20 protein-coding genes are annotated in these 20945 nt (G+C 52.5%); 18 read left to right on the plus strand and 2 right to left on the minus strand.

Annotation, left to right across the window (positions count from 1 at the left end; genetic code table 11):
* Positions 1-86 precede the first annotated feature (86 nt).
* The 11 genes from ACJJIQ_RS18940 (at position 87) to ACJJIQ_RS18990 (ending at position 11961) form a co-directional block, all read left to right on the plus strand.
* The gene (locus tag ACJJIQ_RS18940; RefSeq protein ID WP_413663678.1) at positions 87-1658 is read left to right on the plus strand and encodes a hypothetical protein; all 1572 of its coding nucleotides are present in this window, start codon (positions 87-89) and stop codon (positions 1656-1658) included.
* A 12-nt stretch (positions 1659-1670) separates the two neighbouring features.
* Positions 1671-2669 carry an FAD:protein FMN transferase gene (locus tag ACJJIQ_RS18945; RefSeq protein WP_445362730.1) on the plus strand — a complete coding sequence of 333 codons (999 nt, stop codon included), beginning with the start codon at positions 1671-1673 and terminating at the stop codon, positions 2667-2669.
* 116 nt (positions 2670-2785) lie between these two features.
* A complete protein-coding gene (locus tag ACJJIQ_RS18950) occupies positions 2786-3310 on the plus strand; it encodes an AraC family transcriptional regulator (RefSeq protein ID WP_413663680.1) in 525 nt (174 codons plus the stop codon).
* A 6-nt stretch (positions 3311-3316) separates the two neighbouring features.
* On the plus strand, positions 3317-5287 hold the full coding sequence (locus tag ACJJIQ_RS18955) for an ATP-binding protein (RefSeq protein WP_445362731.1): 1971 nt from the start codon (positions 3317-3319) through the stop codon (positions 5285-5287).
* Positions 5280-8144, plus strand: a complete 2865-nt coding sequence (locus tag ACJJIQ_RS18960) for a tetratricopeptide repeat protein (protein ID WP_445362732.1) — start codon at positions 5280-5282, stop codon at positions 8142-8144. Before ACJJIQ_RS18955 ends, ACJJIQ_RS18960 begins: the two co-directional genes overlap by 8 nt.
* Positions 8131-8778, plus strand: a complete 648-nt coding sequence (locus ACJJIQ_RS18965) for a tetratricopeptide repeat protein (protein ID WP_445362733.1) — start codon at positions 8131-8133, stop codon at positions 8776-8778. Before ACJJIQ_RS18960 ends, ACJJIQ_RS18965 begins: the two co-directional genes overlap by 14 nt.
* A gap of 2 nt (positions 8779-8780) precedes the next feature.
* The gene (locus ACJJIQ_RS18970; RefSeq protein WP_444915257.1) at positions 8781-9050 is read left to right on the plus strand and encodes a hypothetical protein; all 270 of its coding nucleotides are present in this window, start codon (positions 8781-8783) and stop codon (positions 9048-9050) included.
* 193 nt (positions 9051-9243) lie between these two features.
* Positions 9244-9909, plus strand: a complete 666-nt coding sequence (locus ACJJIQ_RS18975; protein WP_445362734.1) for a MotA/TolQ/ExbB proton channel family protein — start codon at positions 9244-9246, stop codon at positions 9907-9909.
* Positions 9910-9920: 11 nt separating this feature from the next.
* Positions 9921-10433, plus strand: coding sequence for a biopolymer transporter ExbD (locus ACJJIQ_RS18980; protein WP_444958889.1), 513 nt, complete (start codon positions 9921-9923; stop codon positions 10431-10433).
* Positions 10434-10445: 12 nt separating this feature from the next.
* Complete coding sequence (locus ACJJIQ_RS18985) at positions 10446-10967, plus strand: ExbD/TolR family protein (RefSeq protein ID WP_445362735.1); 522 nt, start codon at positions 10446-10448, stop codon at positions 10965-10967.
* Position 10968: 1 nt separating this feature from the next.
* Positions 10969-11961, plus strand: a complete 993-nt coding sequence (locus ACJJIQ_RS18990) for an AgmX/PglI C-terminal domain-containing protein (RefSeq protein WP_445362736.1) — start codon at positions 10969-10971, stop codon at positions 11959-11961.
* Positions 11962-12060: 99 nt separating this feature from the next.
* Here ACJJIQ_RS18990 and ACJJIQ_RS18995 read toward each other — a convergent pair whose 3' ends face one another.
* Complete coding sequence (locus tag ACJJIQ_RS18995; RefSeq protein WP_413663688.1) at positions 12061-12438, minus strand: DUF2237 family protein; 378 nt, start codon at positions 12436-12438, stop codon at positions 12061-12063.
* Positions 12429-13052 (minus strand): DUF2939 domain-containing protein, encoded by a 624-nt coding sequence (locus ACJJIQ_RS19000; protein WP_445362737.1) that lies wholly within the window; start codon positions 13050-13052, stop codon positions 12429-12431. The genes ACJJIQ_RS18995 and ACJJIQ_RS19000 overlap by 10 nt, the downstream gene beginning before the upstream one ends.
* A gap of 171 nt (positions 13053-13223) precedes the next feature.
* On the opposite strand from ACJJIQ_RS19000, the gene ACJJIQ_RS19005 reads away from it, so the two are divergent.
* From ACJJIQ_RS19005 to ACJJIQ_RS19035, 7 genes are read left to right on the plus strand one after another with little or no spacing between them, the layout of a single operon-like run.
* A complete protein-coding gene (locus tag ACJJIQ_RS19005; protein ID WP_444906959.1) occupies positions 13224-13967 on the plus strand; it encodes a DUF2189 domain-containing protein in 744 nt (247 codons plus the stop codon).
* Between the two features lie 27 nt (positions 13968-13994).
* A complete protein-coding gene (locus ACJJIQ_RS19010; protein ID WP_444906958.1) occupies positions 13995-14678 on the plus strand; it encodes an RDD family protein in 684 nt (227 codons plus the stop codon).
* 12 nt (positions 14679-14690) lie between these two features.
* On the plus strand, positions 14691-15665 hold the full coding sequence (locus ACJJIQ_RS19015) for a stage II sporulation protein M (RefSeq protein WP_444906957.1): 975 nt from the start codon (positions 14691-14693) through the stop codon (positions 15663-15665).
* On the plus strand, positions 15655-17241 hold the full coding sequence (locus ACJJIQ_RS19020; protein WP_445362738.1) for a DUF4129 domain-containing protein: 1587 nt from the start codon (positions 15655-15657) through the stop codon (positions 17239-17241). Before ACJJIQ_RS19015 ends, ACJJIQ_RS19020 begins: the two co-directional genes overlap by 11 nt.
* Positions 17231-18541 (plus strand): DUF4350 domain-containing protein, encoded by a 1311-nt coding sequence (locus tag ACJJIQ_RS19025; RefSeq protein ID WP_445362739.1) that lies wholly within the window; start codon positions 17231-17233, stop codon positions 18539-18541. The genes ACJJIQ_RS19020 and ACJJIQ_RS19025 overlap by 11 nt, the downstream gene beginning before the upstream one ends.
* Positions 18538-19542 carry an AAA family ATPase gene (locus tag ACJJIQ_RS19030; protein WP_445362740.1) on the plus strand — a complete coding sequence of 335 codons (1005 nt, stop codon included), beginning with the start codon at positions 18538-18540 and terminating at the stop codon, positions 19540-19542. The genes ACJJIQ_RS19025 and ACJJIQ_RS19030 overlap by 4 nt, the downstream gene beginning before the upstream one ends.
* Positions 19539-20936, plus strand: a complete 1398-nt coding sequence (locus tag ACJJIQ_RS19035; protein WP_445362741.1) for a DUF58 domain-containing protein — start codon at positions 19539-19541, stop codon at positions 20934-20936. The genes ACJJIQ_RS19030 and ACJJIQ_RS19035 overlap by 4 nt, the downstream gene beginning before the upstream one ends.
* The last annotated feature ends 9 nt before the right edge of the window (positions 20937-20945 follow it).

The raw sequence follows: 20945 nt of genomic DNA on the forward strand, positions 1-20945 counted from the left end.
CTAGCGGCTTTGTCGGCAAAACTTTCGCCGGTAGAGCCCCTCCACAATAAAGAGCCGGCACACCGAAAACTATATCCGGGAATATTATGAGCAAGAAAAAACACTTTGATCTGGACCAGCCCCTACGGCACCCGGACCACCACCGCCCGGTAACACGCCGCGACTTTCTCGCTCAAGGCTTCCGAGCGGGTATGGGAACAGTGCTGGGCGGCTCTGTCTTCAGCTTGTTTGCCAATCCCCGTAGTGCCCATGCAGCCCTTTCCTCAGACCTGGAAGCACTGCGAAAAACCAATGGCGGGCCCTGTGACGTCAGTGCATTCGGTGCCGGTAAAATTCCTTTTATTTGTTTCGATCTCGCCGGCGGTGCAAATATCGCAGGCTCCAATGTGCTGGTAGGTAAAGAGGGCGGACAAATGGATTTTCTCGGCACAGCCGGCTACAACAAGCAAGGCCTCCCCGGGGATATGGTTCCCTCCCTGGGCGATGAATTTATCAATACTGACCTGGGTCTCGCCTTCCATAGTGACAGCGGTATGTTGCGAGGCATTCTGGAAAAAATCGCTGCTGGCACAGCATCGGCGACCAACGGTGCAGTTATTCCCGCTCGCTCAGAAAATGACACCGGCAACAACCCACACAATCCCATGTACGGTATTAACCAGGCGGGAGCCAACGGTTCCCTGCTGGCCCTGATCGGTTCCAGCTCCAGTGATTCCGGTGGCAACTCCATGGCTCCTTCCGCCATGATCAACCCCGAAGTTCGCCCCACCAAAGTGGATCGCTCTTCCGACGTTACCGGCCTTGTAGATGTAGGAGACCTGGTGGGGCTGCTCAGCCAGGAGGATACTGTCGCAGTGATGGAGTCCATGTACCGTATCTCCGAAGCGAAACTCAGCAACGTGAATACTAAAGTCAGCACCGATGCAGTTATTAAAGACCTGGTGCGTTGCGGCTATATGAAAAGTGCTGACCTGGCTGATCGCTTTGGCAACCCGGCCGATTTAAATCCCGAATCCGATCCTGATATCGTCGGGCCATCCGGTGTATTTACCAGCTCAGAATTAAGTGGAGACAGAGAGTTCCAAAAGACCGCCTCAGTGATGAAGCTGGTCGTCAATGGATATGCCGGTGCAGGCACTATTACCATGGGTGGCTATGACTACCATACCGGAGACCGCGCCACAGGAGAGATTCGCGATTTGCGCGCTGGGCGCTGTATTGGCGCTTGCCTGGAGTATGCCGCCCGCCGCAACCAGCCCCTGATGATTTACGTTTTTAGTGATGGTTCCGTTTTCTCCAACGGAATGCTGGACGACTCGGTAGAGGGCCGTGGCAAAGGCGTCTGGACTGGCGATGATCAACAGACAGCCGCCTCATTTTTCCTGGTATACAACCCGGCGGGCCGACCACAATTACTCGGTGGCACGGCGGACGAACAGGCGATCCACCAGCAACTCGGCTATATGCGCAGCTCCGGTGACGTAGAAACAACATCCACCCCCGCCGCTAACAACGTCAATTTATTGGTGGAAACTGTAGTGCTCAATTATATGGCCCTGCACGGAGAGCAAGGTAATTTCTCCACCTTATTTCCCAACCATGGCCTCGGCGATAGTAACTTACAAGACAGCATGACTGCCTTCGCCCCCATTATTTAAGTTGGATAAGTGATGTTCCGCTTTTTTAAATCACTATTACTGTGCGGTGCCACACTTTGCGCGATTCCTTCTGTGGCCGAGTGGCACTACGCTGAACGTGCAATTATGGGGACTCAGGTTCGCCTGCAACTTTGGCACGAGGACGGCAATGAAGCCGAGCACCTTATTGAAGAGGTCATGACAGAGTTCCATCGCCTTGACGATCAGCTCTCACCCTATAAGGAAAACAGTGAACTATCTCTCGTCAACCGCACAGCTGGCCGGGGGAACGTCAATATATCCAAAGAACTCACCAACCTGATTGATAAATCCCTTTGGTTTAGTCAGCTCACTGATGGTGCGTTCGATATCAGCTATGCCACCCTGGGCAAGCACTATGATTTTCGCCAGCAGAAACAGGCAGACGCCCAGCTGACGGACTCGTTGTTAGAAGCGTTGAATTACCGCCACTTAAAACTGAATAAAAAGGCCAATACACTCCGTTTTGGCCACGAAAACACAAAAATAGATTTAGGGGGAATTGCCAAAGGCTATGCAGTTGATCGGGCAATTGAGATCCTCAAGCAGGCAGACATTTGCTGCGCCAGTGTCAGTGCCGGTGGCGATTCACGCATGCTGGGAGATAAACAGGGGCAACCCTGGTTAGTGGGTATTCGCCACCCCCGTGAAAAAAGTAAAAATGCTGCGGTTATCCCCCTGCGTGATATTGCTATCTCTACCTCAGGTGATTACGAGCGTTATTTTATTGATGAGCAGCAGGATAGAGTGCACCATATTTTTAATCCATCCACAGGAAAACCCTCGGAAACTTCTGCAAAAGACACTGATAAGTTGATTAGTGTCAGCATTATTGGCCCCCGCGGCTTTGATACCGACCCCCTTTCTACCAGTGTGTTTGTTCTGGGAAAAGAGAAAGGCTTGGCACTTATTAATCGATTGCCCCAATTTGAAGCAGTAGTTATAGATAGTAACCGGAAGTTGTTTTTCAGTCGCGGTTTGGAGAATCTTTGAGTAATCCGTTTTATCTTCATAGAAAATTTGCCAACAAGATCACATCAGATCGTTGATCCCCTGACATAATTTGCGCCGACCAAAGAATAATGCCAATTCCTATCAAAAGGTCTGCCATGAGACGCCCCTTTCAGTGCTTTATTTTATTTATCGGCCTTTTAGGCTCTGCGTTTGTGCAGGCTCAGGAAAGCGATTTCTCTGCGGAGAAATTGGAAGAATTAAAGCGCGATGTACTTAAATTAAACAGGGATTTATTGATTCTTGAAGAAGATTTGCTCTATCCCGCACAGAGCCAAATCGCCTTTTATGTGTCTATGGATGTAGGCCACTATTTTACTTTGGATGCAGTAAAGCTACACATCGATAACAAGTTAAGTGCAAGTCATCTGTATACGGAACATCAGCGGGAAGCGTTGATTCGCGGTGGTATTCAACCGCTTTACAAAGGCAACCTAAAATCCGGTGATTACACTATTTCTGCTTTTATAACTGGCCTTGGGCCCGAAGGGCGCGAATACAAGCGGGCAGCCAAGTTGGAATTGAATAAAAGTGATGAGCCCGCCGTTATTGAACTGGTTATCTCAGACAACTCCGGAAAACAACAGCCGGAGTTTGAGTTGGTGCAGTGGCCAACGCCCTGATTAGCCATGTACTACCCATCTTTTACCCGCATCCTATCCCTGGCGCTCACTCTTGCCGCAAGTAACCTTTGCGCTCAGGAAGCTGATACTGTGGCCGAAACAAGCGGTCCCAGCAATGAGCAGCGAACCCCACAAAAATACCAAAGGGCTCAAGACCTCGCTTATGGCGCTACGCTTTACGAGTATTTTCAAGGGAATTACTTTGATGCCCTGAGCACACTGCTGGTTGCTCAGCAGCGGGATTCAATTCAAATTCACCGGGATAACGCCGCATTGATAGAGGGCGGGATCAGCCTCGGGTTTGGTTTACATAGACGAGCAGCTGAACTTTTTGAGCAGCAGAGTAATGTCGCGGCTGCACCAAAATATCGCCGCACTGCCTGGTTAAAGCTGGCCGAATTAAATTACCTGAACGGTGATTTTGCCAGCGCAGCAGCACACTTGGAAAAATCAGGGGTTGCCGAGGAGTCCTCTCTACCTCTCAACTTAGCGCTGCGCAATAAAGACCTCACCACGGCTCAAAAATTACTGGAAACCAGTGATTTATACCCTGCAGAAAAGTTATTGGGACATATCAACTTAGGCGCTGCCTTTGCCAGGTCCGGCCAATTGCCTGCAGCAATTCACGAATATCAAGTCGCTGTTGATTTTGCAGAAACAATTGATATTCCTTCATCTGAAATCCCCATACTCATTGATAAAGCCCATATTGGTATGGGGTACGCCCTGGCTCTTGCGGAGCAACACAGCGCAGCTAAAGAAGCCTTTTCCAGGGTTCGCCTCAACACGCCCTGGGCAACTCGCGCACTCCTGGGGATGGCTTGGTCCTCTATCAATGGTGAAGACTACCAAGCGGGCATAGACGCGCTGCAATTTTTACTGGATAAGCACCGCTACAGTCCCGCCGCACGGGAAGCGATGGTAGCCCTGCCTTATGGTTACGAAAAACTGGAAAATCGCTCTGTAGCCCTCAGAGCATATCAAAGCGCTGAAGCTTATTACCTGGAAACGCTTACTGAGTTACACCAGTTACAACAAGACCTGGCGACGGAACCGCTGGCCTATGATCCTGTTCAGCGCGAGGCATGGCGCTATGGCTGGTTACAACTGGCCCAGGCCTCTCCCCTATTGCGCGATAACCAACACTTTCTGCGGCCAATCCTACAAAGTGACCACTTCCAATTGCGGCTCACCGAGCTGCGCGATCTGCAGCAGCTCACCCAGGTCCTACAGACCTGGCAAGATAAACTACCCCAATTTGCCGACCTTATCGAAGAGCGTCACCTGCGCCGTACAACGATTATTGATAACTACAATAGCGCCCAGTTTGACCAGCAGTTGCAGATGGCAACACAGCAATATGATCATTTGAGGGCAGCTCTCGAGCATATTGAACAGGAGCGCGACGCACTCACTTTATTGGCGACCACCGCCACTCCAAATGAACAAAGTGAAACCCTCGAATTACTGGAAATTCTCACCGGCGCTCAAGAACGTCTTAAAAAAATCCAGGACAGCGGCAAAGCCAGCCAACAACAAGCGGAAACCCTGGCGAAAGCCCGGGGGATTTTGCTTTGGCAAGCCAGCGAACAGTATCACGAGAAGTTGTGGCAGCAGCGAAAATCCCTACAGCTGCTCGAAGATCAGTTACGCAGGGGGCGGGAACAACGCAAGAAAACAGATACCGAAGCACAGCGGGGGCCACAACTGCGCCAACTAGCCTATCGGGTGGTCACCGCCGGTGACGAAATTCCAGCTCAGCAAGCGGCGATTGGTCGAGCCAGCGAATTGATTGAAGCCGACCTGCGCCGAGAGGTTATCGCCCAGCTGGGTAGGGAGCAGCAGCAAATTCACAATTATATGGCCCACACACGCCTGGCTATCGCACGTCTGCAAGACGCTGAAATGCAGGCGATCCCCGCAACCTCTCAGGCTGACAGTGACACGTATAATACCGGGGCCTCAGACAATGAATAACGCCCCGCATCCGGCAGCTGTGTTTACCCTGCGCTCCCTGGCTATTGGTATTTGCTGTGCCCTGACAGCCTGCGGCAATCAACCGGTACAAACCCTGGCTGACCTGCCCCGTGCCAACCCGCCCAGCTCCCAGGAAGAGGCACCGCAAAGTCCGCCCGTGCAAACCGCTATCGCGTTGGAAAACCTGGTGCAAAGTTACCGCACGGCACTGGAGAGCCACGCCGATCCCAAGGTTCGGCAACAAATCCATCTGCGCCTGGCTGACTTGGAAATGGAACGACTGGAGCAAAAACAGTCCGACAATCCGGATACCATTGTCGACTACTCCAGCGCGGTCGATTATTACCAAAGTCTCTCTGCACAGCGCCCAAAAGATGATTACATTCTCTATCGCTTAGCCCGCGCGCGGGCACTGGATGGGGAAATGCCCGCGGCCTTACAGGCATTGGAAAAGATAGCCGGTAGCGCACCGGACTCACCGTTTATCGGCGAAGTCTTGTTCCGCCGTGGCGAGGCGGCATTCAATCGCAAAGACTACCCCAGTGCCGCCCGAGATTTCCGTGCATTGCTCAAGCAGGGGCAGAGTCCATTTACGGATAATGCTCGCTATATGCTGGCTTGGTCAGAATTTAAATCGAGCAATTACCGCGCATCCACAGATATTTTTCTCCAGTCGCTGGATATTTTGCACAGTGAGGAACAGGGGGAGGAACTCCCTGTTGGGCGGCAGCGCCTGCGTGAAGACAGCCTGCGCGGGCTCGCATTAAACTTCAGCTACCTGGGAGGTGCTGAAGCCATTGAGTCTTTTAACCTCAATGGAGAGCCACGTCCCTATCAGCACCAGCTATACAGTGCACTCGGTACCTGGTATCGGGAAAAAGAGTTGTTCCGCAATAGTGCCGATACCTTTTTACAATTCGTCAATCACTACCCACAAACCCAGCAAGCCCCACAGCTTCATCTTCTCGCCGTTGAAACCTTACAAGCGGGGAGACTACACAAAGAAGTTCTGCCCACGAAGCGGGACTTTGTGCGTCGCTATGGTGTGAACAGTGATTACTGGCAAGCAGCAGGTGAAACTCAACAACAGGAGTTGGCCAAAACCCTGCAACCATGGCTGTATGAATTGGCCCAGTTTGACCACGCCCGCGCTCAGGAATTGGCTCAGCAAGTCACAAAACTACCCGCGAATAAGGTGAAAGAACGTCGCCTTGTCAGCGCACAATCACTGGGTGCCTATCGCAGCGCCGCCGCGTTATATCAGGAATACGCGCAGACTTTTCCACAAGATCCACGCACACCATCCATGGTTTTCCTGATGGCGGAGTGTCTTGAGCAGGCTGCAGATCACCCCGCCGCCTGGCGCGCTTACAGCCAGGTCGCCTGGGAATACCAAGATCCCAAGTATGCTGCCGAAGCCGGCTACGGAGCCATCCTCAGTGCAGCCAGAGTGTATGAACAAATTCCGGATCAAGAGTCGGAACAGAAAATCCTGTGGCTCGATCGCAATATCGAAGCGAGCCTGAAATTTGCACAGAGCTGGCCCCAAGACCCGAGAGCTCTGCCAGTACAGCTGGCCGCTGCCGATAAGTTGTTACAACAATCGCGCTTTGCCGAAGCCATCGCCGCTGCCGAGCACGCCGATCAATGGCAACCGCCAGCCAATAGGCAACAGCAACTAAGTATTGCAATAATACTGGCCCACAGCCATTTTTCCCTGAAACAATATCCCCAGGCAGAGGCTGCCTATACCCGCGCGCTCGGCTACCAGCCAGACGATAAGCTGCGCAAAGACGCATTGCGCCAATTGCAGTTATCCATCTATCGCCAGGCAGAAATCATTTTGGCCCAGCGCGAGAGTGAAGATGCCGCTCCCAGTGAGGAAGCCCTCAATCACCTGCTGCGTATCCGCGATAGCGGGCGCACAGAGGTTGCGGCCACCGCCCAATACGATGCGATTAATTTTCTTATTCAATTAGGGCAGTGGCAGCGCGCCAGCACAGAACTCGCTGATTTCCGCCAGTTTTATCCCGCGCATACCTTGACGCCGACACTGGCTGCCAAAGCCATCGTTATCTTTGAAGCTCTGGAAATGCCAGCGGCCGCCGCCTCAGAATTACTGCAATTAGCCGCTACAGATCCGGATCGGGAAGTTCGCCGTCAATCCCTGTTTATGGCAGCAGAAAACCTGCAAAAAGCCGGTGAGTACAACAGGGCTATTGAAAGCTATCGCAACTACAGCAAATTGTGGCCAGAGCCCGCTGAGCAACGTCTGGAAGCGCAATTTCAGCTGGTCGAAATCTACGCTCAGACCAAAAAGCCCACCAAGCGGAATTACTGGCTACAACAACTTGCACAGAACTCGCTGCAGTCACCCCGCGGGCGTTACCTGGCCGCTTATTCTCAAAGTGAACTGGCGGAACAAAGTTATGCGAAATTTGCTGAACTGGCACTGCGCTTGCCGTTAAAGACCAGTCTCGCTAATAAAAAGCGGGCCATGCAAACCACCGTGGCAGATTACCGCAAAGTCCTGGAATTTGGCATCGCAGAATTCACCCCTCAAGCAAACTATCGCCTCGCAGAAGTGTACCGACAGCTCAGCCGTGACCTGATGGACTCACAGCGCCCTAAAAACCTAAACGAGCTGGAATTGGAACAATACGAAATTCTACTGGAGGAACAGGCCTATCCCTTTGAGGAGAAGTCCATAGAACTTCACGAGGCCAATATCCAGCGCACGGTTGAGGGTATTTACGACGACTGGGTTAAACGCAGCTTCCACTCACTGGGAGAGCTGTTACCCGCACGCTACAAAAAAGAAGAAAAAACCCTGGAGTGGAGTGATGCACTGCACTGAATTTAGCGCCCATAAATTATCTTCAATCGCACGGTTATTCACTACTGCGCTATTGGTTTTTCTACTCTCTGCATGTAGCGGCCTGCAAAAGACGATATCGCCCGCAGATAGTGACACCGCGCAACAACTGACAGAAAATCCCTACTTGCGAGATGTTAAAAGGGTACCGCAACAGGCCCGTGCGGCGATGGAACTGGCTCGCCAGAATTTTCAGGCAAATGATTTACCTGCAGCTGAATCGCAACTGCTCCAAATTACCGAAAAGTGGCCGGAGCTCTCTGGAGCCTGGCTTAACCTGGCAATCGTGCAGCATTCCAGCGAGAAATACGAGGAGTCCGAGCGCAGCTTTCTACAGGCCATTGCTGTAAACGATAACAATGTATTTGCCTGGAATCGTCTCGCCGCGCTGATGCGTGACCGGGGGCGATTCGAAGATGCGGAGCAATACTACAACGCGGCCATAGAGCGTTGGCCACACTATGCCGATGCACACCGCAACCTGGGAATCCTCTACGACCTTTACCTGCAACAACCCGAGCGCGCCCTTCAGCACTATATGGCAGCACAAGATTCCGGTACTGAACAGGATAAATTGCTCAGTGCATGGATACTCGAGCTGGAGCGGAGACTTTAACAATGAAATTATTTTCTAGGCTCATACTGAGCCTGTCTATCTTTGCATATGGCGCAACAGCAGAGGAAATAACAACGCTGGAGTCCACTGTAATTGGCAGTCAGGAACAACCTAAGGTTTTATATATCATTCCCTGGAAGCAAGCCGACAGTTTACAAAGGCTCGACAGCGTTCTGCCGCAAACTTTCTCCTCTGTATTTGAACATCAGGAATATTCGGAATTTCGGCGGGAAATAAAGCTGTTACAAGCTGAACAGGAAAAAACCGATTAGGCCGACCCATCAAAATAAAAAATAATTTTTTGCGGCGTATGGAAGCGGCGCTGCTGAATTTATACAGCGAAGACATGGAACCGCCGCAGCAGGCTTCAACGTCCCGCGGCCCTCTTTATACACCAAGGGTGGGAACTCAATCGCTCTCCCTTTGCACTACAAATTTATAACTTTATCTGTGGAGAATTAAATCATGGAATTCACTCAAGCGATGCTGCGTTTTTTCCAAAATGGCGGACCCTTCATGTACCCAATTGCGGTAGTCCTGGTTATCGGACTGGCAATGGTAGTAGAGCGCTGGATATTTTTATCACGCGCGCGGAATGCCAATAAAAAGGCGTATCAACAAGTATTGCCCATGTTGCAAAAACGCAGCTATCAAAGTGTCTTACAGCTGGCCCGGGACAGCGATGCAGCAATGGGCCGTATCGCCGCAGCGGGCATCAACACTTTGCAATTTGCCAAGCGCGAGGAAAATATTGCCCTGGCTATTGAGGAAGGTATTCTCGAAGCTGTTCCCCGTCTGGAAAAACGCACCAGTTACTTGGCCACTCTCGCTAATATTGCCACTCTGCTGGGCCTACTCGGCACTATTATGGGTCTGATTGCTGCATTTACCGCAGTAGCCAGTGCCGACCCATCTGAAAAAGCGACCATGCTCTCCACCAGTATTTCCGTAGCGATGAACACTACAGCATTCGGTTTGATTTCTGCCATTCCCCTGCTGTTGTTTAACTCAATGCTACAAAATAAAACCAATGAGATTGTCGATAGTTTGCAAATGGCCGGGGTTAAATTCCTTAATCTGCTGACCATGGGGCGCCCACAGAAAGCGGAACAACGCACCGCTAACAGCTAAGGGATACCGCCATGCTGAACATAAATATTCGCCGGCGTGGATATGAGGAAGCGGAACTCGATATCACCTCGTTTATGAGTTTGATGACCATTTTGGTTCCAGTGTTACTGCTAAATATGGTGTTTTCCCATATCTCAGTGCTCAAGCTGAACCTGCCGGGTATCAGTGATGGAAGCTCCAGTAGTGTGGAGGAAAACCGCCAGCTCGAACTCGTTTTGCGCACGCAGTATGTCGATATCAATTATCCCGCTGGGCAGCGGGTTAAACGCATCCCACACGAGGAAAACTCACCGGATTTCGCCACGATATCTATCGTTTTACAGCAGATAAAACGGCAATTGCGGGAAAAATCTATCGACAAAGATGATCTGGTGATCCTGTCAGAAAAGGGAACGCCTTACAAAACGCTGGTCGCCGCCATGGATACTGCGCGCAGCTACCGGGCAGTAGTGGCCGCATCTGTTGTTGATGCAGAACTGTTCCCCCAGATATCTCTCGGCGATGCACCGGAGCAGACAAAATAGCGGGGTCAAACTATGAAGATAAATGCAGCTGCAAAACTGCAAGAGCGCAGGCAAAGGCAAAAAAGGCAGCAATCAAAACTGAACCTGGTATCACTGATGGACATCTTCACCATCCTGGTATTTTTCCTTCTGGTGAACTCAACCAGTGATGTTCAGGTTCTGCAGACTGATAAAACCATAAAACTGCCCAAGTCCACCTCACAACAGAAACCCGAGGTGACTACTGTAGTGCGGGTCAACAATAAACAGTTGTTTGTCGGGGACCGATTTATCGCCAACATCGATGATATCGATCCCAGCGCAGAGAATATTGAGGCCCTGGTAACAGAGCTTAAATACCGTGCAGAACGAGCGGGAGAGCTGAGCGAAGCCCAGAAAACTCTGGGCCGAGCAGTGACTATTTTAGGTGATGAACAAGTTCCCTATGAGTTGCTGAAGCAGATCATGCACACCTGCGCAGCCGCAGATTTCCGCGATATGTCTTTCGCCGTAGAACAAACAGCGCCGGAAGATCCCTCGGGGGTGGAATCCTGATATGAGTACAGCAACCATTAGTTACGCCCCCTGGCAACTACAGGAAACAGTACTTCCCTGGTCCGCCTCGAGAGAGGAGGATCAGCGATTTATCAAATTACTGCGCGGTGGCCTGATAGCCCTGGCAATCAGTGGTATTGCCGTTGCACTGGCGCCAGTACCCGAACTCACCCGGGAGCAGGCCGAAAGGGTACCTCCACAGCTGGCCAAAGTGATTTTGGAAAAAAAGGAATTGCCAAAACCCAAGCCAAAGCCGAAACCCAAAGAGCAAAAGAAGCCCAAGGAAAAGAAAAAGCCCGAAGAGAAACCCAAAAAGAAAGCGGAAACACCCGACAAGCCCAAGCCTGTGGAGAAGCCGCGCAAGGTTGAAAATCCCCCGGTTGCCAAAGTACAGCAGGCCCGGGAGAAAGCGGCCAATAGCGGCCTGAATGCACTCGCCGATGATCTGTTGGATATGCGCGAGAGTTTTAATACATCGGATATTAGCCGGGGCCAGCTCAGCTCGGGGAATGCTACTGCCACTAAAATAGAACGCAGTATGATCGCGGATAAGTCAAAAGCCTCCAGCGGCGGCGTTGCCGCTGGCAGGGTGAGTCGCGATACCGGTGGCGTCTCACTGGCCGGTCGTGAGAACACCCGTGTGCAAAGTACCCAGGCAACAGGTTCAGCCAAAGAAGCAGTGGCCAAGGCCAGAGGGCAAAAATCCATACGTACCGACGATTCCATTCGCAGTGTAATGGAAGCCAATAAAGAGGCCATTATTGGGATCTATAACCGCGCATTGCGCAGGGACCCAACTCTGCAGGGAAGGCTCACCGTACAGTTGGTGATCGCACCGAATGGGGCTATCGCGTCGATCAAATTGGTAGAGAGCGAGCTCAATAACCCGGCACTTGAACGCAAGTTGCTGGCGAGAATCCGCATGATCAATTTTGGTTCTGCCAACGTTGAAAGTACTACCAAAAACTACTCAATCGACTTCCTGCCCTCTTAAGTTCCGAGTAGCTATCTTGTTTGTAACGTGGCGACACAGGGACGTGCCGCCATTTGAAGGGAGTTAATAGGTGGACAAGAAGCTGATCCACCCAATCAACTAAAGCAAATCCAGCGCATAGCGACGCAATGTTTGCATAGGAATAATTTCCAGCGCCTTCACATGTGTACTCTGTAAAAATACTCGGGGAGCCATATCCAATTTCTCCGCTTCGAGCCAGCGCGCGGCACAGAGACACCAACGATCCCCTTCCTTTAAACCGGGAAAATTAAACTCTTCCACCGGTGTGCTCAAATCATTGCCGCGACTGCGGGAAAACTCCAGGAACTTATCAGTCACGGCAACGCAGACGGTGTGAGAACCGAGATCCTCTTTACAGGTGTTACAGCAGCCATCGCGAAAGAAGCCTGTCTTCGGGTCCAGGCTACAAGGCACCAGTGGATCGCCAAAGACGTTGACTGAATTTTCTATCTCCATTCCTGACTCTCTCCACTTTTATCACCAATTAGCTGGATATCCACCAGTTGCCAGCGCAGACCATTGCGTTGCATCAACAGGCGCAATTCAGGCCGGCCATGCTCACCATATTCAACACTCAGATGATTGAGGTCGGTAAAATGCCACCCCATGCGCCGCCAGGAATCTTCTTTCTCTTCCGCTGCAGAAGTCTCATTCCCGGAAATATCCGGTGTTTCACTACCCTGTCGATAAATTTCCCGCTGAAATGCCTCCAGATCCTCTCCCCCACGAAGAAGGTCGGCAATGCCCTCAGGAGTAATAAACTGTTGTAAAAGTGGATCCATAAAGAAATTTGCACCAGCACTCAGTAACTCATCAAATTCCTGAGGAATAGAATTACTTAGGGAGTTCCTAAGTTGCTGCTGTATGCGGATCTTTAAATTGTCACGTAAAACAGGAAAATCGACATAATGCTCTAACGTGTCGATACTCTCAGTTCTAACCTGCGGCTGATCGGATTTAGCCATTTTCGCCGCACGCTGCAATTGCTCGATGGAATAAAACGGCAAGGCGACATACCCAGCGGTAATCAACACCAAAACCAGGCCGCTCATCCACAGTATTTTTTTCATCAATTCTATTCCTTAGTCACTCCCCGGGGATTTTATGCTGAGAAAGATGTATCACCTAATTTGCCAATGTATTGGCGTGGCATTGTTCGCCACTCCCGCCTATGAGATATTTCCCTCCCAAGACTCTGCACCCCATTAATAATCTAAATCTCAATAAGGACAGCTAACAGGATGAGTGACATCTATAAGGCCCCTGAAGCAAATTTGGCCAATAGCCCAGTGAGTGACGACTCAGGCTCTATTGAAAAGGGCATTGCCGGGGATTATTCGTTTTCTATTGGGGAGACTCTTAGCGAAGCTTGGCAACGCACGAGTGGTAATAAAGGCACCGTTTGGGTGGGAGCATTGCTCTATTTCGTTGCCATTATTGCAATTACTATCGTCGCCACCTTAATTACTGGCGGCACTGCGGCTTTCAGCCCCGACAGCAACCCAGGCCCATTTGCCGAGGCTCTCTCTCAGCTGATCGTGACCTTTGCCGGCGCACCCTTGGCGGTGGGTATGACAATGATTGGTATCAAGATCGCCCGCGACGAGCAGACTTCTGGTACCGAGGTGTTTGCTCATTTCGACAAGATAGTGCCTCTCGGCTTTGCGACCATAGTTATGTATCTACTAATTGGGGTTGGTCTGATATTGCTGATAATTCCGGGTATTTACCTAATGATTGCTTATCTGATGACAATGCCCCTAATTGCCGATCGCAATCTGAGCCCCTGGGAGGCTCTGGAAACCTCCCGTAAAGCCATCACTAAGAACTGGTTTGCCTTCCTTGGTTTCGCAATTGTTATGATACTGATCTTTTTAGCTGGCAGCATTCCTCTGCTTATCGGCCTGATTTGGGCAATCCCCCTTTGTAGTATCGCTTTTGGTGTTGCCTACCGAAAAGTTTTCGGCGTTCCCAATCACAATTAAATTTCTCTACCAGACAGGAGCGGTGGCTTGCTGGATACCACCTATAACGTCGAAACACCTGAGGGGATCGATTTGCGCGCGCGGGCCGCTGGGCCCGTGCCACGTATCCTTGCGTATGCAGTGGATGTGTTTTATCGATCATTGATATTGGCCGCGATCGGCTTTGCCTTGCTATTTGCCGGCTTTGCCGGTGCGGGCATCTGGCTCGTCTGCGCCTTTCTTCTCGAGTGGTTTTACCCGGTGCTTTTTGAAGTTTTACGCGGTGGGCAAACACCGGGCAAAAAGGCCTTTGGCCTAATGGTGGTCAACGACAACCTTACGCCGGTATCCTGGGGAGCATCCATCGTTCGCAACCTGTTACGCTTCGCGGATTTTATGCCATTTGCCTACGCCACTGGCGTAATAAGCATGACACTGGGGCGTCACTTCCAGCGCCTTGGCGACCTGGCAGCAGCCACCCTGGTGGTCTATCGCGAAGAGGAAAAGGCACCAGTTACCCTGCCGGATACTACCCCGCTCCCACCACCGCAAAACCTCCGCCAGCAAGACCAACAGGCACTGGTTAGCCTTTTGGAGCGCCACCAGGATTTAAGCGAAGCGCGTCAGCAAGAGCTCGCAAATCTGCTCGAGCCGATTACTCGGAAAAGGGACAGCGATGCCTTGAGCTACCTGCGCTCCGTAGGCAGTTGGCTACTCGGTGGCAGGGGATAGGCAGAGTTACCTATGAAGCAGAGAGACTTTGAGAATCGCTACCGCGACAGCTGGGAGCAATTAGAAGCCTGGCTGAAAGCGGATCGGAACAAGTCCGAAGTTGCGGCCCTGGACCTACCCGTCGCCTATCGCAACCTTTGCCAGCAGCTGGCAATGGCTAAGGAGCGGCAATATACCAACCGCCTGATAGACCACCTCAACCAGCTGGTTATGGCGGCACATCACCGTGTCTACCGCCAGGAAACCTTGCGCCGCAAGGGATGGTTGCACTATTTGTTGGCAGGTTTTCCCCAAGCCGTGCGCGCTAATAGCCGCGCAGTACTGCTGGCATCCGCTTTGTTTTTAATACCTGGCCTGATCCTGGGAATCGGCACTTACAACAACGATGCCCTGGTGTACGCAGTAATGTCACCGGAACAGGTTATGGGTTTTGAATCCATGTATGATCCGGGCAACCGGGTACTGGGCCGCGAGCGCGGCTCTGATACCGACCTGTTCATGTTCGGTTTTTATATCAAAAACAATATTGGCATCGCCTTTCGCACCTTTGCCGGCGGTGTACTGTTTGGCCTTGGCTCAATTTTCTTCCTGGTGTTTAACGGCATCTATATTGGCGCAGCGTTTGGGCATATCACCCGGGTGGGCTTTGTCTCCACCTTCTACCCATTTGTGATTGGCCACGGCGCCTTTGAGTTGACCGCCATAGTACTGGCTGGAGCAGCGGGTCTGATACTGGGACGCTCTCTAGTGGATCCGGGCCAACACCGACGCACGGTCGCACTGCGCCTGGCCGCTGTCGAAGCAATGAAGATTATGTACGGCACTTTCCTGATGCTGGTGATTGCCGCTTTCCTTGAAGCCTTCTGGTCCTCCAGTGCCAGCACACCGATTGCGATCAAGCTCGGGGTAGGCGCCCTGTTTTGGGTACTGGTCTTTGCGTACTTTATCCTGGCGGGACGCAGGGAGGGCGCAACTCATGCAAATTAAGAATCTGGCTGTGCGAGCCCGCTTGCGCTCTCCCTGGGAGTCTGTCGATCTCGGTATCGCCCTGGCACGAAAGTACTGGTGGCAACTTTTTATAGTCTACCTGTTGCCTGCAGCACCGTTATTTGTCTTGTGTTATTGGCTCTTTCCAGAGTCACCAACGCTCTCCATCTTTTTTATTTGGTGGCTGAAACCCGTATTTGATCGACTGCCCCTGTTTATGATCAGCCGCGCATTATTTGGCTCACCGGTATCCATTGGTGAGGCATTGAAGCATTTCTTTAGCCAAAATCGTCGCGACTGGTTTATGTGGCTTACCCTCCGTCGGCTGAGCCCCACACGCTCTTTCGATATGCCAGTTACCGTGCTGGAGCAATCCACGGGCAAGGCCCGTACCTCGCGCCTTGGGGTACTGCACCGCAAACACTCTGGGGCCGCCACCTGGCTGACGCTCACGCTTTTCCACATCGAAGCTTTCCTACTTATTGCTTTATCGATGCTGGTATTTCTGTTTATCCCAGAACAGTACGTCGAAGGAATCGATTGGATTCCCTTATTCCAGGGGGATATGCTGTGGGTCAAATGGCTCTATTACTCGCTGTATTTACTCGTCATGGCAGCCGTTGCCCCCTTCTATATAGTCAGTGGGTTTTGCCTCTATATCGGCCGTCGTATCGAGTTGGAAGGCTGGGATATAGAAATCCAGTTTCGGGACCTGCTGGAACGCCAGCAGCGTGAACAGGAGTCCCACCGCAGAAGAAAACCAAGCACTGCTGCCCTAATCCTGATCTGCGGGCTCACCTTTGGCTCATTAATTCCAGCGCCCCCCGCCAGCGCCGCATCTTTGGAAACCCCGCAGCAGGCCCAAGAGCATATTGACGAAATTCTCGCCGGCGATGACTTTCATCAAATGAAAGAGATCAGTGGTTGGCGCAAAAAACACAAATCTGAAACAGAAGCCGTCAAAGAAAAGTTCCCCGAGTGGTTAATTAACTTTATCGAATGGCTTTTTGAGAACTCTAAAGATACGCCTGAAGTTGACGATGAAGTTAAATGGGGCCCAACAATTGCGAAAATCCTGGAGCTGCTGCTTTGGATTGGCTTGGTATTCGGCCTGGGCTATCTGCTTTGGAGACATCACGATAAAATTCTTCAGAGCTTGAAATGGCAGCCTAAGCCAAAGAAAAAGCAGCCCGTCCCCGAAACCCTGTTCGGCCTGGATGTACGCCAATCGAGTCTGCCCGATGACGTTTGCGCGGAGGTCATGCGCCTGTGGACAGAGGGAGACAAGCGAGCCAGTTTGGGACTATTGTACCGCGCCACCCTCTCTCACCTGATTGAAGACTTCGAGTTTTATTTTGGCGATCACCTTACCGAAAATGAATGCGCACAGCTGGTACAAGTAAGGCAACAGGAGCCGAATGAAGTACAGCGCCCAGTAAGTCCCGCCCTGAGTCAATTTGTACAAGAGCTTACTGCAAACTGGCAGCAGCTTGCCTATGCCCACCGGCCGCCAAAAGAGGCTCAGGTAAGCTCACTTTGTAGCCAATGGCAGGAGGAATTTGGCAATGACCGCTAAGAGAATTCTGTTGGCAGCTTTGGTCATAAGTGGCGTTGCACTTGTATGGCTATTCCTCACTTTCTACGAGCGCTACTCCAAGGAGATCGATAACGGCTGGAGCATGGAAGCCAGACGAAATCCCTACCTAGCAGCAGAGAGATACCTCACCGATGTCCAACTGGCACCGCGCCAAGCGGATAATATATCTGTACTCCAAGGCCTATCCTCCGATGCCACCCTGTTTATCAGCAGCTCCAGCCAGGTCTATAACCCCACCAAGGCCCAAGAGCTTCTCGAGTGGGTCGAACGCGGTGGCCACGCCATCGTTGTAGCCTACACCGGTAACTTCGACAGCGACTCCAGGCGCAGTGAAAACCGCGATTGGCTACTTGAATCCATGGACGTCTCTATCCAAGAGGGGCACAGTAAGTTCGAACTGCAAGAAACCCTGGAGCAACTGCTCGGGGAGGATGCCGTACTCGAGCCTGAGCAGAGCCCTGCCGATGCCATGCGAGAGCACAATCGCAAACTGGACGAAGGCGAAACAGAAGATGAGCCAGAGGAACAAGAGGAGTCTCGCAACCCCGATGTGTCAGAGGAGGATCTGGTAACCCTGCCTGTTGAGGGCGGCAGCGATATACAGCTATACCTCGATGCCAGCCACCTGCTCTACCATCCTTCATTTAATGACGAGACTATCGACAGTGGGCCTGTTTTCTGGGCTAAGGTACGACGCGGCGATGTCGGCGTACCGTTTATGCAGTTCGAGCGCGGCAATGGTGTGATTACCTTGATGACTGACAGCACCCTGTGGCAGTCCCAGCGTATTGGCCACTTCGATCACGCCTATTTCTTACAATTGCTGGCCGGCGAAGGAGAGTTTGTCTTTCTCACCCGCCCCCGCTTTGAAACCCTTTCTAAGGTTGCTCGTCAATACGCTGCAGAGTTTTTTCTCGCCGGCGCACTGGCCTTACTCGCTTGGCTATTACTACACGGGCGCCGCTTCGGCCCCTTGCAGCCGGAGCCAGAGGCATCCCGCCGTTCTCTGCTAGAACATATATCCGCCTGCGGCCACTACTACTGGCAGGACGACCAGGGGGAAACCCTGCTGCGCGGCCACCGGGAAGAGCTTCTACGTCGCCTCGGCGCCACCCATATCAACGTCACTAAAAAACGCAAACTGTGCGATAAGCTCTGTGCCTCCACTGGTATGGATGAACGGCTAATAGTTGAAACCCTGTGGGGCAAGCCCCCCACAACCGAAGAAACATTTACTGAACACATGCGTAATCTGCAGCGAATCGAGGCAGTCCTATGAACGAGACCACCCTTCAACCAGAACAACAAACCACGGGCCCGTCACCTGACTGGCAGGCTGCGTCCGCCAAACTTCAGATACTGCGCAACAATATCAACCGGTTGCTGATTGGCCAGGAGCAGGTGGTTGACCAGGTACTCGTAGCTCTGTTGGCTTCTGGCCACGTACTGCTCGAAGGTGTACCCGGACTCGGCAAAACCCTTCTGGTGCGCACCCTGGCCAACTGCTTTGGCGGCAATTTCCGCCGCATCCAGTTTACCCCGGATTTGATGCCCGCCGACGTTACCGGCCACGCCATGTACAACATGGGAGAGAGCCGCTTTGAGGTGCGTCGCGGACCGGTATTTACCAACCTGCTGCTGGCGGATGAAATCAACCGCGCCCCCGCCAAAACCCAGGCCGCTCTGTTGGAGGTGATGCAGGAGAAGCAGGTCACTATCGACGGCCAGGCACTGAAAGTACCCAGCCCATTTATGGTACTCGCCACTCAAAACCCCATCGAGCAGGAAGGTACCTACCCGCTGCCAGAGGCGGAGCTGGACCGCTTCCTGCTGAAAGTCCTAATCGATTACCCCAGCCTCGAAGCGGAGCTGAAATTGGCCGCTGCCGCCAGCAGTGGCCGAATTGAGCGCAGCCTGCAGGAAAAACTGGCCGGGGAAATTACTGTCGAGGAATTACAGCAGCTCCAAGCCCTGGTGCCCCAGGTGGGCTTGGACGAACAAGTATTGAATTACGCCGTGCGGCTGGTGCGCGCCACTCGCCAATCACCGCAGCTGCGCAGCCCCGCCGGCCCACGCGCCAGTATCGGCCTGCTGCAGGCAGCTCGCGCCAATGCGCTGTTACAGGGGCGGGAATTTGTACTGCCGGATGATATCAAGGCCATGGCCATCCCGGTAATGCGCCACCGTATCGGCCTATCTCCAGATATGGAAATTGACGGTGAAACCGCTGATACGGCGCTGGCAATGATTATCGACAGTGTTGAGGCGCCGCGGCTGTGACACAGACTGTAGCTGCAACAGAGCAACAGGCAGCGCCAGCACAAAGCGGTCGCACCGGCCCGAGTCCGCGCCTGGTCAAACTGCTCGGCTATTGGTGCCTGGCAGCTCTGGCAATTACAACAGCGCGAATTTGGTTTCCGCAAGCCAGCTCATTTATTGGCAACCTTTGGTGGGGATCGAGCGCCCTGCTTATCGCTGCCACCCTGCTGGACTATCTCACCGGTTACCGTGTAAACGGTCTGCAGGGGCTGCGGCGGCTATCGAGCAACCTGGCCCTCGGCGTACGCAATACTGCGCGGCTAAAACTTCGCAATACCGGCCCACGCCCACTATTACTCCAGGTTTCTGACTCAATCCCACAGCAACTGGGATCGACAGGGCTGCCGCGCTCCGCACAACTTAACCCCGACCAGGAAATCACCATCGAGTACGACCTGGTACCCCGCCGCCGCGGCAGCGCCTCTTTCGGACGAATCGAGGTACTGGCCAACTCTCCCTGGGGACTCTGGCAGACAAGGGTATGGTTGGGACAGGAGCAGACCGTCAAGGTCTATCCCAATTTTCTCGGTATCTCCTCGCTGCAATCTCTCTCCACCGAACAGAGCCTGCGCCTGATGGGGTTGCACCAGCAGCAGCGTCGCGGTGAGGGCATGGACTTTCGTCAGCTGCGGGAATACCGCCAGGGAGACAGCCAGCGACAAGTGGATTGGCGCGCGAGCTCACGGCTGCGCAAACTGATCAGCCGTGAATACCAGGACGAGCGCGACCAGGAAATTATTTACATGCTGGATTGCGGCCGCCGGATGCGTGCTAAAGACGGCGAGCTGAGCCACTTTGACCACGCACTCAATGGCTTGCTACTTTCAGCTTATGTCGCCATCAAACAGGGGGACGCGGTCGGCTTGCAGGCATTTGCTGCGGCACAGGAGAGCAGTGGTGGACAGCTGCCGCCAGTAAAAGGCGAGAGTGCGATCAATCTACTGTTGAATAATGTCTACGACCTCCACTCTGGCACCAGTAGCGCAGATTACACTAGCGCCGCACAACAGCTGATGGCCCACCACAAACGCCGTGCCCTGGTAATCCTGATTACCAACTTGCGCGATGAAGATAGTGATGAACTCCTAGCAGCAGTCAAATTGCTGTCGCGCAATCACCTGGTGATGATTGCCAGTCTGCGGGAGACTTCTGTGGACAAATTGCTGCAACAGCCGATTCAGAACTTTGATAGTGCAGTAAACAGCGCAGCAGCGAGGGACTTCCTGCGCCGCAGGGAGCAATTACTTCAGCATTTGCAGGCACACAATGTCATAGTGGTAGACTCGAGGCCGGAGCTTTTGCACCAGTCTCTGGTAGAGGCCTATTGGCGCCTAAAGCGCAGCGGCAGAATCTGAATCGACAAA

The organism is Microbulbifer maximicatervae (SeqCode) (assembly GCF_052468295.1).

Bases quoted from the DNA above. Each gene is read 5' to 3' on its own strand.
- ACJJIQ_RS18995 (WP_413663688.1), bottom strand. From the start codon at position 12,438: ATGGAGATAGAAAATTCAGTCAACGTCTTTGGCGATCCACTGGTGCCT.
- ACJJIQ_RS18970 (WP_444915257.1), top strand. From the start codon at position 8,781: ATGAAATTATTTTCTAGGCTCATACTGAGCCTGTCTATCTTTGCATAT.
- ACJJIQ_RS18955 (WP_445362731.1), top strand. From the start codon at position 3,317: ATGTACTACCCATCTTTTACCCGCATCCTATCCCTGGCGCTCACTCTT.
- ACJJIQ_RS18990 (WP_445362736.1), top strand. From the start codon at position 10,969: ATGAGTACAGCAACCATTAGTTACGCCCCCTGGCAACTACAGGAAACA.
- ACJJIQ_RS19030 (WP_445362740.1), top strand. From the start codon at position 18,538: ATGAACGAGACCACCCTTCAACCAGAACAACAAACCACGGGCCCGTCA.
- ACJJIQ_RS19020 (WP_445362738.1), top strand. From the start codon at position 15,655: ATGCAAATTAAGAATCTGGCTGTGCGAGCCCGCTTGCGCTCTCCCTGG.
- ACJJIQ_RS18945 (WP_445362730.1), top strand. From the start codon at position 1,671: ATGTTCCGCTTTTTTAAATCACTATTACTGTGCGGTGCCACACTTTGC.
- ACJJIQ_RS18960 (WP_445362732.1), top strand. From the start codon at position 5,280: ATGAATAACGCCCCGCATCCGGCAGCTGTGTTTACCCTGCGCTCCCTG.
- ACJJIQ_RS18965 (WP_445362733.1), top strand. From the start codon at position 8,131: ATGCACTGCACTGAATTTAGCGCCCATAAATTATCTTCAATCGCACGG.
- ACJJIQ_RS19015 (WP_444906957.1), top strand. From the start codon at position 14,691: ATGAAGCAGAGAGACTTTGAGAATCGCTACCGCGACAGCTGGGAGCAA.
- ACJJIQ_RS19005 (WP_444906959.1), top strand. From the start codon at position 13,224: ATGAGTGACATCTATAAGGCCCCTGAAGCAAATTTGGCCAATAGCCCA.
- ACJJIQ_RS18940 (WP_413663678.1), top strand. From the start codon at position 87: ATGAGCAAGAAAAAACACTTTGATCTGGACCAGCCCCTACGGCACCCG.
- ACJJIQ_RS18950 (WP_413663680.1), top strand. From the start codon at position 2,786: ATGAGACGCCCCTTTCAGTGCTTTATTTTATTTATCGGCCTTTTAGGC.
- ACJJIQ_RS18975 (WP_445362734.1), top strand. From the start codon at position 9,244: ATGGAATTCACTCAAGCGATGCTGCGTTTTTTCCAAAATGGCGGACCC.
- ACJJIQ_RS19025 (WP_445362739.1), top strand. From the start codon at position 17,231: ATGACCGCTAAGAGAATTCTGTTGGCAGCTTTGGTCATAAGTGGCGTT.
- ACJJIQ_RS18985 (WP_445362735.1), top strand. From the start codon at position 10,446: ATGAAGATAAATGCAGCTGCAAAACTGCAAGAGCGCAGGCAAAGGCAA.
- ACJJIQ_RS19000 (WP_445362737.1), bottom strand. From the start codon at position 13,052: ATGAAAAAAATACTGTGGATGAGCGGCCTGGTTTTGGTGTTGATTACC.
- ACJJIQ_RS18980 (WP_444958889.1), top strand. From the start codon at position 9,921: ATGCTGAACATAAATATTCGCCGGCGTGGATATGAGGAAGCGGAACTC.